Annotated in this window: 9 protein-coding genes and 1 other RNA gene; 4 read left to right on the forward strand and 6 right to left on the reverse strand. The window is 32.7% G+C overall.

Annotation, left to right across the window (positions count from 1 at the left end; genetic code table 11):
• Positions 1-17 precede the first annotated feature (17 nt).
• Positions 18-1595: a RagB/SusD family nutrient uptake outer membrane protein gene (locus tag NCC77_RS17275; protein ID WP_250836719.1), complete on the reverse strand. Its 1578-nt coding sequence runs from the start codon at positions 1593-1595 to the stop codon at positions 18-20.
• A gap of 10 nt (positions 1596-1605) precedes the next feature.
• Positions 1606-4671: a SusC/RagA family TonB-linked outer membrane protein gene (locus tag NCC77_RS17280; RefSeq protein ID WP_250836720.1), complete on the reverse strand. Its 3066-nt coding sequence runs from the start codon at positions 4669-4671 to the stop codon at positions 1606-1608.
• A 275-nt stretch (positions 4672-4946) separates the two neighbouring features.
• On the opposite strand from NCC77_RS17280, the gene NCC77_RS17285 reads away from it, so the two are divergent.
• From NCC77_RS17285 to NCC77_RS17295, 3 genes are all read left to right on the forward strand, one after another.
• Positions 4947-5999 carry a sensor histidine kinase gene (locus NCC77_RS17285; RefSeq protein WP_250836721.1) on the forward strand — a complete coding sequence of 351 codons (1053 nt, stop codon included), beginning with the start codon at positions 4947-4949 and terminating at the stop codon, positions 5997-5999.
• Entirely contained in the window at positions 5989-6690 is a 702-nt protein-coding gene (locus tag NCC77_RS17290; protein WP_095930523.1) for a LytR/AlgR family response regulator transcription factor, read from the forward strand. The genes NCC77_RS17285 and NCC77_RS17290 overlap by 11 nt, the downstream gene beginning before the upstream one ends.
• Positions 6691-6865: 175 nt before the next feature.
• Positions 6866-8335 carry an MFS transporter gene (locus tag NCC77_RS17295; protein WP_250836722.1) on the forward strand — a complete coding sequence of 490 codons (1470 nt, stop codon included), beginning with the start codon at positions 6866-6868 and terminating at the stop codon, positions 8333-8335.
• Positions 8336-8455: 120 nt separating this feature from the next.
• Here the strand turns inward: NCC77_RS17295 and NCC77_RS17300 are convergent, their stop codons facing one another.
• The 4 genes from NCC77_RS17300 to ffs form a co-directional block, all read right to left on the reverse strand.
• A complete protein-coding gene (locus NCC77_RS17300; protein WP_250836723.1) occupies positions 8456-8953 on the reverse strand; it encodes a hypothetical protein in 498 nt (165 codons plus the stop codon).
• 91 nt (positions 8954-9044) lie between these two features.
• Positions 9045-9701 (reverse strand): fructose-6-phosphate aldolase, encoded by a 657-nt coding sequence (fsa, locus tag NCC77_RS17305; protein WP_198856298.1) that lies wholly within the window; start codon positions 9699-9701, stop codon positions 9045-9047.
• A gap of 168 nt (positions 9702-9869) precedes the next feature.
• Positions 9870-10673 (reverse strand): SDR family oxidoreductase, encoded by an 804-nt coding sequence (locus NCC77_RS17310; protein WP_250836724.1) that lies wholly within the window; start codon positions 10671-10673, stop codon positions 9870-9872.
• Between the two features lie 175 nt (positions 10674-10848).
• Positions 10849-10946: signal recognition particle sRNA small type (gene ffs, locus NCC77_RS17315), an RNA gene on the reverse strand.
• 88 nt (positions 10947-11034) lie between these two features.
• Between ffs and NCC77_RS17320 the strand changes: the two genes are divergently transcribed.
• Positions 11035-12087 (forward strand): glutaminyl-peptide cyclotransferase, encoded by a 1053-nt coding sequence (locus NCC77_RS17320; protein WP_250836725.1) that lies wholly within the window; start codon positions 11035-11037, stop codon positions 12085-12087.
• Positions 12088-12182 lie beyond the last annotated feature (95 nt).

Genomic DNA, 12182 nt, shown 5'->3' on the forward strand with positions numbered 1-12182 from the left:
TTAATATTCTCTTTTTTTTAGAAATTTGGAGCGTTAACATCCCACCAAGTTCTTGTTCCACCATTGTCAGGACCGTTAAGTTTTGCAATACCTGTTTTAAGACCTTCTGGGTTTCCATCTTTTTCAGTAGAAACAAAGTTGATTCTTCTTACACCATATTCAGTAGTAATTGCACCAGCACTTTGGTTGTTAAGAATTGGTAATAATTTAGGGTAACCTGTTCTACGGTGTTCAGCCCAAGCTTCCATACCGTCAGGGAAATTAGCAATCCATTTTTGAGTAATGATTTTTTGTAATTTTACTTCGTTGCTTGCAGTATCATCCCAAGCAACAGTTACTTTATTCACCGCTAAACCACTATTGAATGGAGCAACTGGATCTACATAATCTTTAGCTGTTTTTACATTATTTGCAATATAATCAGCAGCACCACCTACAGAAAGCTGTTCAAAAGAAGCCGTAATACCTGCTTTGTAGAATGTTGCAGCGTCACCGCCCATATTCCAACCTCTTAAAGCTCCTTCTGCTCTTAAGAAGTAAATCTCAGCTGCATTTAACCAAACAACTTGTTTGTCTTCATCTATTATCTTACCAAAATTCGAAAAATTAATGTGTTTTGACTTATCACCAAGAATACCACCTGTACGGATTCCTTTGTATTCTCCAGGAAACTCTTCTGAAGTTTTAAAATAAACACTTATTCTAGGATCATTGTAACCTCCCATGATAGACTCCATATCTGCAGACATACGGCTATCATTATATTCGTAAGCAGCAACTCTAAGTGGGTGTTGCGAAACATCTTTATTCACAATAAAGCTGTCTGCGTTTACTGTCATTACACCAAATTTTTGGCTAACAGCTTTTTCAGCTTCCGCTTTAGCTAATGTTGGATTTGCTTTTACAATACGCATTGCTAATCTTAAACGTAAAGAGTTTGCATATCTAACCCATTTTGTATAGTCTCCTTTATAAGTCGAACGATCGATTTTTGTAAAAGAACTTGTTTCTCCTGCATCAATTCTTTTTGTTAATTCCGCAACAGCAAAATCTAAATCTTTAAACATTAAGCCATAAGCTTCTTCTTGAGAATCATAACCAATTGCTGCATCTGTAGTACCTAATTTAGAATAAACTATTGGTCCCCATGAATCTGCCGCTTTATGTAAAGTCTGTACTTTTACTATAGTTGCTAAAGCATAAAACTCATCATATTTTCCTTTAGATGCCGCTTCAACTTTTAAGTAATTTGCCATAACCTGTGTATAGATAGCTTCCCATCCCCAAAGGTTCCAGTTGTCAGAAAGTGCATACGAAAGGTTATTGTTACCGTCAAAACCTGGCGCTGTAGTATAACCTCCCCAAGTATTACCAGACAAGTCAATAGCCACCTGATACTTCCACCCTGGCACATTTACCATCACGTTGTCAAACATTGTAGTAAAGGGCCCTTTAATATGATTAAAGTCTTGCGTTAGTTCTTCTTGTGTAAAACCATCAGGATTACTATTAATCTCGTCAAAATTCGATGTACAACCAACTAAGGCCAAAAGACTAAGACCAACTAGTGATTTTTTTATATTATTTGTTTTCATGATGTTTTAATTAGAAAGTTACATTTAAATTAAGACCAATACTTCTTGTTGATGGTAAACCATAAATATCAACACCTTGCAAGCCCTGACCTGTACTTAAAGCAATGTTTGGATCGAATGGTGCATCTTTATAAAAGAAGAATAAGTTTCTTGCGATTAATGATAAAGTTGCTGTATTAACAAATGGAATTGCTTTTTTATTGAAAGTATAGCCAAGCGAAACCTCTCTTAAACTTACATTTGTTGCATCATATACATACTCAGCAGTAGCACCGTTAAGACCACCTACAGCTTCATAGTATTTTTGAGCATCTATTTTAGTCACTTTGGTACCATCAGGCATAACTGCATTTACAGCAACACCACCAGCATTTCTAGCATCTGCAGATCTTTTTGATACCCCATAAAAATCATTCATACCTTCAGTAATACTCATTACATCTCCTCCAAAACGACCATCGATCAAGAAGTTAGCTGTAAAAGAACCAAATTTGAATGTGTTTGACCAACCTAACATAAAATCAGGGTTTGCATTACCAACTTCATGGAAATCAGCTTCAACTGCTAAATTTCCTTTATCATCTAAAACAATTTCTCCATTATCATTTCTAACAATACCTTTTCCTTCAATCACACCAAATGGTCTTCCTTCTGTTAAAGAGTATCTGTAGTTAATATTATTTACAGGAGTTAATGGAATTTTACCTCCTAATTCTTCTGGAATTTCTTTTACTTTATTTTTATTGTGAGAATAATTTACCATAGTTTCCCATGAAAATTTTTGCCCCTCAATAATTTTACCGCTAACAACAATTTCAAGTCCTTTATTTTCTATACTACCAGCATTTATTCCGTAGAAAGTATAACCGTAAGGGTTTGTTGCCGGAGCTGGAACTTGAATGTATTGATTTTTAGTTTCTGAGTTGTAGTAAGAAATTTCAAAACCTAATCTATTGTTGAACATTCTCCATTCAGTACCAAATTCAAATTCTGATTTCAATTCAGGTTTCAATCCTTCACCTGGTCTTGGGCCTACTACAGGAGGAATAATATTACCACCTTGAATAGTCGATTTTGGAGAAGTCACGAAAGCAGAAACGTCATTACCCACTTGAGCATAAGTTCCTCTCACTTTTCCGAAGTTAATCCATTCTGGCATTGTTGCCATTTCACTAATAAGAGCAGTAACCCCTACAGATGGATAAAAATAAGATGAAGTATCAGTATTTACTAAAGTAGAAGACCAATCATTACGTCCTGTAACATCTAAGTATAACATGTTTTTATAACCAAAAGTTGCAGAAGCAAAAATTGATTGAACCTCTCTTGAAGAACCTGTAGCCTGAAGGCTTAAGTTATCTAAACCACTTGCACTTGCAAAATTCCCCAAAGTAAACAAGTTAGCATTTACAAGCCCGCCAACAATACCAGAATCTAACGTAGTCTGTTGATTTGCTAATGTATTATTGATACTTGCTCCTACGATAGCATTAAAGCTAAAATCTTCGTTGAAATTAGTATTAATTTTAGCAATCAAATCTCCATAACGCTGTGTGCTTAGATTAGCAACGTTTATGTATCTACCGTTTATATTAGATAAAGAAGTATTGGTCGTAGCATAAATCTTTTTATCATAATCATTTTCAACTCTATTATAGCTATATCTTGCAGCAATGCTTAACCAATTGTTTGCTTTGTATTCTAAAGCTAAATTTCCGTTGAAGAAATTATCTTTATCAACAGATTTATTTCTGTTAATTAACCAATAAGGATTCTGAACATAAATATCAGCATTTGGTGCGCTGTAAAAGTTTTGACCGTATAGGTTTCTAGAAGGAATAAATGTTTCGAAATTATCTTTATAATAATTAAAGTCATTTCCTCTTTGGAACAAATAAACTCCCGTTAATGGGTTTGAGTAAAGTCCGTTTACAGGTCTGTTATTAATTGTTTGTGATGTATATTTTGCATCAGCAGAAACAGTTAATTTATTGTTGAAAAATTTACCTGTCTGACGGATTCCAAAATTGTTTTTCTTTAAGCCGTTACCTTCAATAACTCCTGAAGCCGTAGTATTAGCGTAAGATATACTTGTTGAAGAAATATCAGATCCCGTTGTAAAAGCAGCAGAAGTAATTTGAGTAACTCCTGTGTTAAAGAAGTCTTTTACAAAATCATTCGACTGTACTTTTCCTCCCCAAGATTTTTGTGCATCCGCTGTTCCATATTCATACTGAAATTCTGGTAATGAATGAACAGATTCAAAAGTAGTAACAGAAGAAACAGCTAAATTCCCTGTATTTTCTTTAACTTTTTTAGAAGACAATAAAATAACCCCATTTGCTCCTTGAGATCCGTATAATACAGAAGCTGCTGCACCTTTAAGTACAGTCATTCCTTCGTAATCGTCTGGATTAATCAAAGAAATAACATCTCCTCCGTCACGGTTACCTCCAGCAGTGCTACCAAATGAATCATTTGACGCATTTGTATTACCTTGCTGATTTGAAGTACCATTATACATAGGAATACCATCAATAACGTAAAGTGGCTGGCTATTCATGATAGAAGAGTTACCACGAATTACAACTTTTGTAGATCCTCCAGTACCTCCAGAACTTTTTGTTACAGCAACACCCGCAATTTTACCTGCAATAGTATTAATAACGTTGGCATCTTTTACACGAGTCAACTCTTCTCCTTTAAGCTCTTGAGCGGCGTATGTTAAAGATTTTCTTGTTTTCTTAACACCTAAAGAAGTTACAACAACCTCATTTAAAGCATTTGAAGCCCCTTGAACCATCTTCACATTAATTGTAGCAACATCTCCTACAACTATCGTCTGAGTCTCTAGTCCTACGTAAGTAAAAACTAAACTTTGACCTTTTTGAACTTCAATAGTGTACAATCCGTCAAAATCGGTAGTAGTTCCTTTTTGACCTCCTTGTACAGCAACAGAAGCTCCAGGTAATGGCATACCATCAGAATCTGTAATCACACCCTTGACATTTTTTACTTGTGCAAGCGAAACTTGCGCCGTAAAAACAATCATAAAGATTAAGAAAATTTTTTTCATGTTTATTTTATTTTGTTAGTTATGATGTAAAATTATTCTTAAGGCATTGTTAAAAAAAATAAATTAAACCAACAGCAATAAAATTTAAACGAACGACATAAAACATTCAATAATACGCTTTACGAAAACGTTCTAATAGAAAAAATAAGCACTAATATCCTTTTTTTGCAAAATTTTATTCAAAAAAATTGGCTCTTTGCAGTTAATTGTTTAAAGTTGCACAATATTTTAATATTGTTAAGAAAAACCAAAAAACGCAAATAACTTAAAACCAATTGAAAGAAATACGAAAAGTTAAATTTGATATTAAACTGCAAAATCATATCTGGTTTTGGGGAGTATATTTTACTTTAAACTTTTTAAGATGGGGAGCTTACTTTAATGATTACCCTTATGCATTCAAATCTAATGTAATTGAATTCTCACTAGTTATTCCGTTAGTATATTTGAATTTATTTGTTTTAGTTCCCAAATATGTTCTAAAACAAAAGTATATACTGTATACTTTTTTGCTTCTAGTAAGTTTGTTTGTCATGTATCTGCTCAAAACAGCCCTAACCTATTATATTATATCAGAAAATATCTGGCCAGAAGCAAATCGTGAATACCATCCTTTTGAGATCAATCACATTGTTGCTGTTTGTATAGGAGAATTGTATGTTCTAGCAATGGCCTCTTCTGTGTATCTTACTTTAACTTGGTTAAGAGAGCGTGAAAGAAATAGATCATTGAGAGAAAATCAATTTAAAATAAAATTAAAATATCTAGAAAATCAGATTCAGCCTCATTTTTTCTTTAATACATTAAATAATCTATATGCTTTATCTTTAGAATCATCAAAGAAAGTTCCAGATGTAATCATCAAACTTTCTAATTTGATGGAGTATGTTTTGTACGATGTAAAAGGAACAAAATTTGTTCCGCTTATAAAAGAAATAGATTATATTCAGAACTATATCGAAATCGAAAAACTTCGTTTTGAAAATGTTGAAGTAACCATAAATCTAGAATCTAACATAGAAGATGTTGTTGTACCGCCTTTAATCTTTATTTCTTTGGTCGAAAATGCTTTTAAACATGGTGGATTGAACAACAAAAATTTAAAAATAAAAATCAATTGCAAAGTTATAGACCACAAAATACTCGATTTTGAAATCTTAAATAATTTCGTAATTTCACAAAATCATAATCAAAAAAAAGGAATTGGTCTGGTTAATACAAAAAAGAGGCTCAAGCTGATTTACAGAAACAATTTTAGCCTAAAACAGCAAACCAAACTAAATTTCTACATAATCCGATTGCAAATACCAACTCAGAATGAAGATTAAATGCGTGTTAATTGATGATGAGCCTTTAGCTATCAAAGTCTTGCAAAATTATTTTACCAATTTTACAGATTTTGAAGTTGTTGCGACATTCAATAACTCTTTAGAGGCGCTCGATTTTATCAACAGTACTCCTGTTGATGCTGTCTTTTTAGATATTAACATGCCTATGATGACGGGTTTTGAACTTATTAGTCTTATCGAAAACAAAACCAAAGTTATTATTACCACTGCATTTAGAGAATTTGCCGCCGAAAGTTATGATTTGGATGTATTAGATTATTTGGTAAAACCAATTCCGTTGCCAAGATTTATAAAATGCATCAACAAAATCACTACCGAATACAATCTTAAAAACAATATCAAGATTGAAACGGCAAAAGGAGATTCTCATATTTTTATCAAAGTAGATAAAAAAATGATGAAAATTAATATTGAAGAAATTCTATTTGTCGAAGGAATGAAGGAATATATAAAAGTTGTCACTCCCGATAAAACCTATATTACACATAAATCTCTTACATCCTTATCTGAAGAATTACCTGCAGATCGCTTCCTAAGAATACATAAATCTTATGTAATTGCGCTAAATAAGGTAAAATCTATAGAAGGAAACCGCGTTCAAATACAATCTTACAACATTCCGATAGGCAGAAACTACAGTAAAGAAGTTAAAAACAAGATATTGGAATAAAATATAATTACGAATTACATTTTCTAAGTAGGTTAAAATTAACACTTTGTTGAAAAAACATAGCCGTTGGTTTAAATTTAACATTATTTATACCTTTTTATTTTTTTTTGATAATCCTAACAAATATATTTACGGTCTTCAAAAAACAATAAAATAAAAAATTAACCTTATTATTATGAGTTCAGAAAATGTGCAAACCAAATGGGGGCAATTTATCTCTTTGATAATCGTCTTCTTCTTTTGGGGTTTTGTTGGTTCAGCCAATGATATCCTGATTCCAGTATTCAAAAAAGTATTTACGTTATCGCAAGTACAATCTCAATTAGTAGCATGGGCTTTCTACGCTGCATATTTTGTTGGATCAATTATATTCTTTATCGTTTCTTTAAAAGTAGACGTTTTACAAAAATACGGCTACAAAAAAACATTATCTGCGGGATTAATTTTATCAGCGGTAGGTTCATTCCTATTCATTCCAGCGGCTACAATTCAAAGTTTCCCTTTCTTCTTAACGGCTTTATTCACAGTAGGTTTAGGATTCTCTATCCAACAGATTGTTGCAAATCCGTTAGCTATTAAAATGGGAAGTCCAGAAACTGGAGCGCACCGTTTAACTCTTGCTGGAGGAATCAACTCTTTCGGAACAACAATCGGAGCTATTTTATTAGGTATCGCTTTATTCGGAATGGGAGATAACAAAAAAACAGCTCTTTCATTAGAAGATATTAAATTGCCTTTCATCATTTTAGGTCTTGCTTTTATTGCTGTTGCGGTATTTATGAATTTCTCAAAAATCGAAGATCCTGTAAAAGAGGAAGAAGCAATAATCAAAGAAAAACACAGTAAATTCAACATTCTTGACTATCCACAATTATACTTGGGTATGTTAGGAATTTTTATTTATGTAGGAACTGAGGTAACTATCATTAGTAATTTACCTGCTTTATTACACACTAACGAATTCGGAAACATCTTAGAAGACGCTGTAGCACCATTTATTGCGCTTTACTGGGGAAGTTTAATGATTGGCCGTTGGAATGGTGGAGCAAACGTATTTAACACTTCAAACTTAGTAAATACAGCACTTAAATTTATCGTTCCTGCTGCGGCATTTGGAGTGATCATTGGAGCAAACATCTTTGCTGCTCACGATGTTTCTTCATTCTATATCTACCCATTCTGGATTTTACTATTTATTGCAGTGAGTTTTATTGGTGGTAAAAATGCTGGAAAAACATTAATGCTTTTCGGAATTTCAGGATTAACTATGATGGCATTAGGATTAGCATGGCCAGATCCAGAAATTGCTAAATTCTTCTTTATTTCTGGCGGATTATTCTTATCGATCATGTGGCCTTCAATCTTCGATTTAGCGATTGCAGGATTAGGAAAAAATACAGGAAAAGCATCTTCTTTCTTAATCATGATGATTCTTGGTGGTGGAGTAATTCCATTGGTACAAGGAAGTATCTGTGATTTAGATGCAACAAATCCAAACGGAATTTTCGGTATCACTTACACGCACTTCTCTTACATTATACCACTTCTTGGTTTTGCATATTTAGGATTTTACGGTTTCTACTGTCCTAAAATCTTAAAAAGACAAGGTATTAGCCATATAGAAAGTGCTGGTGGCGGACACTAAGATTTAAAAAAATCCAATATAAAAAAATCCAAATTCCAATTTTAATAACGGAATTTGGATTTTTTTATTTAAAGAAGAAAAAAAACTTAGAAGCTTAGCATCTCAGAATCTTAGCAACTTTTATTTGGCATTAATAATATTACTCAAGTTCTTCTTAAAAAGAGCCTTATTTTGAACCGTTAAAGGATAAACTACATCTTTGTCCGCATGAACAATTACTTTGTCTATATCAGCTTTTAAAAGCGCTTGCGGATCTTTAATCTTCAAGGTGCAGGCTCCATCAAAAAAGCCGTCATCTTCTATAGTTTTTCTAGCTTCTATTTTTGTTCCGTCACTTAAGATTGCCGAAATCGTCATTTCGCTATTTAATGTTTTCGAATAAAATCCATCCATTACCAACAAAAGACGGTAAGAATTTTTTAATTCCGAACCTTTAAACTCATGCCTCGTAATATTATATCGAAGACCTTTGGCGAGAGTTTGAAATTTAACTGAGCAATCTAGCTCATAAGTAGCAACATCGCCCGCTTCATTTACCGAAGTAATAACTTTAGCGGCTTGAGCGTTTATAGAAAAACTCGCTACAAAAAAAGACAACATAAATAAGATAACTTTCATATTTAACTATTTAAGATTCAATATAAAAGTAAAAAAAATCGTCTCTTCTCGTTAGAAAAAAGACGATTTTAATTTTGTAAGTATCTAAGGATTATTTATTTCCTTTTTCAAAGTCAGCTACAAACTGAGCTAAACCGATATCTGTCAATGGGTGTTTCAACAAACCGTAAATTGCAGAAAGAGGTCCAGTCATAACGTCTGCACCAATTTTAGCACAGTTTACAATATGCATAGTGTGACGTACAGAAGCTGCTAAAATTTGAGTTTCGTAACCGTAGTTATCATAAACCTCTCTAATTTCTTGAATCAAATTCAATCCATCAGTAGAAATATCATCTAAACGCCCAACGAAAGGAGAAACAAAAGTTGCTCCAGCTTTTGCAGCCAAAAGTGCTTGTCCTACAGAAAAAACAAGAGTTACGTTAGTTTTAATTCCTTTATCAGAAAAGTATTTTGCTGCCATAACACCTTCCTTAGTCATAGGAAGTTTTACAACAATCTGCTCATGTAATTCAGCTAACTCCTCACCTTCTTTAACCATACCTTCAAAGTCAAGAGCGTTAACTTCTGCACTTACATCACCATCAACAAGATTGCAAATGTCAACATAATGCTTAAGGATATTGTTTTTTCCAGTGATTCCTTCTTTTGCCATTAATGACGGATTAGTTGTTACACCATCCAAAACACCTAAAGCTTGTGCTTCTTTAATTTGAGCTAAATTAGCTGTGTCTATAAAAAATTTCATAATTTGTTTAATTAAAAATGGTTTGTTTGTATTTATAAATTTCTTTTCAAATAAATTCTTTTTAAAGAAATCTAGCTGCAAAATTACAAAATCAATACCAATAAAGATTTTAAAATTAAAACCATTTTAAAATTATATGTTAAAAATAAGTGTATTTTTTACATTTTTCTACAGCTTATAATGATTCATAAGCATTTTCTCATACATTTTATCAGGAAGCGCACGTTTTAAAACAATCGAAAACTTCTGCATAAAAGCGCCTACTTTGTAATGTACGTTTGGTTTTTTGGTTTGAATGATTTTATAAACTGCTTCTGCCATTTCATTTGGATTGCTTCCTGCATCAACGTGATCATTCATTGTGGCTAGAACATCGCCATAAACCTTTTCGTAAGCAGAATCTTTAATAACTGGCGCGTGATAACGTCCGGCAGCAATATTGGTAGCAAAATCTCCAGGTGCAACGTTCGTGATTTCGACACCAAAAGCTTTCACTTCCATCCTTAAGGCTTCAGTAATCAATTCCAAAGCTCCTTTCGATGCAGAATAAACACTTCTATACGGAAGTCCCATATAACCAGCAATCGAAGTAATATTAATAATAAGTCCAAAATTTTGCTTACGCATTTGTGGCAATGCTGCTTTCATAACTTCAATTGGACCAAAAAAGTTAGTCTCAAAATTATTTCGAATTTCTTCTGTCGGAATTTCTTCCAAAGGTCCCGTAATTCCAACTCCAGCGTTATTAATTACAATATCTAATCTTCCAGAAGTTTCGATAATTTTGCTTACCGCTTCTTTAATAGAATCAGAATTTCGAACATCTAAAGCAACTAACGGAAAAACTGAATTTAAAACTTTCTCAGGATTTCTGCTTGTTCCGTATACAACAAAACCTTTTTGATGTAAAAATTCACCAATAGATTTTCCAATTCCTGATGATCCTCCGGTAATTAAAACGACTTTGCTCATTTTTTAGTTATAAGTTATGGATTATGAGTTATAAGTTTTTGGAATTGGGTTTATTTTGAACCACATAAAGCAGTCAATTTTTAGCTTCTAACCAATAACATCTAACTTCAGATAGGGTCAAAAATAAAAAAATCCTCCTAAAAGGAAGATTACAAAACTATTAAATTCTAAAAAAAAATGGCAAGCGACCTACATCGCACCGCTCAACCACGTACCCTTGCTATGTTCCCATCCTGGGGGAGTCTGCAGGAGCTGGTCGTGTAGGACTTGCCGGTGCAAATATACAACCTTTTTATATTTTTGCAAGACCTTTGTAACAATAAAAATATCGTCGTATATTGGCTTATTGAAATTTTAAACTATGAAAAAATATAACTTCCTAGCTGTCATTTTATTAGGAATCACATTGGTTGGATGTGGAGAAAAAAATAAAGGTGAAAATTCTTTATTTACTATCGATGATTCTGCTTTTCCGGCTCATCTTACGCAAAAAGAAGCGCTTAATATTGGAATTTTAAACCCTAAATCTAAAGAAATTGACAGCGTTGCCTACTTTGTAAACGACCAAAGAGTTGGAGGTACAAAAGGTGCTGCAAATTTTAGATTTGAATTAATAGATCAAAAATTAGGATACCAATACCTAAAAGCTAAAGTTTATTTTGGCGGAGATTCTTCAGACGCAACTGCTAGAATTGAAGTCGTTTCAGACATTGAGCCTAAATTATTAAAATATAAAGTCGTAAATACTTTTCCGCACGACAAAAAAGCTTTTACAGAAGGTTTAGAGTTTTATAAAGATACTTTATATGAAAGCACTGGACAAGAAGGAGCTTCTTTTGTAAAAAAATACGATTACAAAACTGGAAAAGTTTACAAGCAAATAGATCTGGATCAGCAATATTTTGGAGAAGGAATTACATTTATAAATGATAAATTATTCCAACTAACGTACAAAAACAAAAAAGGTTTCATTTACGACGCAAAGACTTTAAAACTTGAAAAAACCTTTGATTATGAAAAAGATATTGAAGGTTGGGGAATGACAAATGACGGAAAGCACATTTATCAAACTGATGGAACTGAAAAAATCTGGAAAGTTGACCCTGCTACTCAAAAAATGATTGACTACATCAACGTTTATTCGGGAGAATCTAAAATTAAAGCCGTTAATGAAATTGAATGGATCAATGGGAAAATCTATGCAAACGTATGGTTCAAAGATGCTATTGCTGTAGTAAATCCAAATTCAGGAGCTGTTGAAGCCATTTTAAATTTATCTGATTTAAGAAAAACAATGACAGATATTACAAAAGATGATGTTTTAAACGGTATTGCATACAATCCTAGAACTAAAACCATTTTTGTAACGGGTAAAAACTGGAGCAAAATGTTCGAAATTACCGTTTCTGAATAAAAAACAATAATATTGAATTTTTAAAATTCCTAATTCCTATCTGACACAAATTTCACGAGTTTTCACAATTCATTAGTGAAAATTCGTGAAATTTG

Origin of the sequence: Flavobacterium tyrosinilyticum, from assembly GCF_023656565.1 — a bacterium.
Lineage (GTDB): Bacteria > Bacteroidota > Bacteroidia > Flavobacteriales > Flavobacteriaceae > Flavobacterium > Flavobacterium tyrosinilyticum.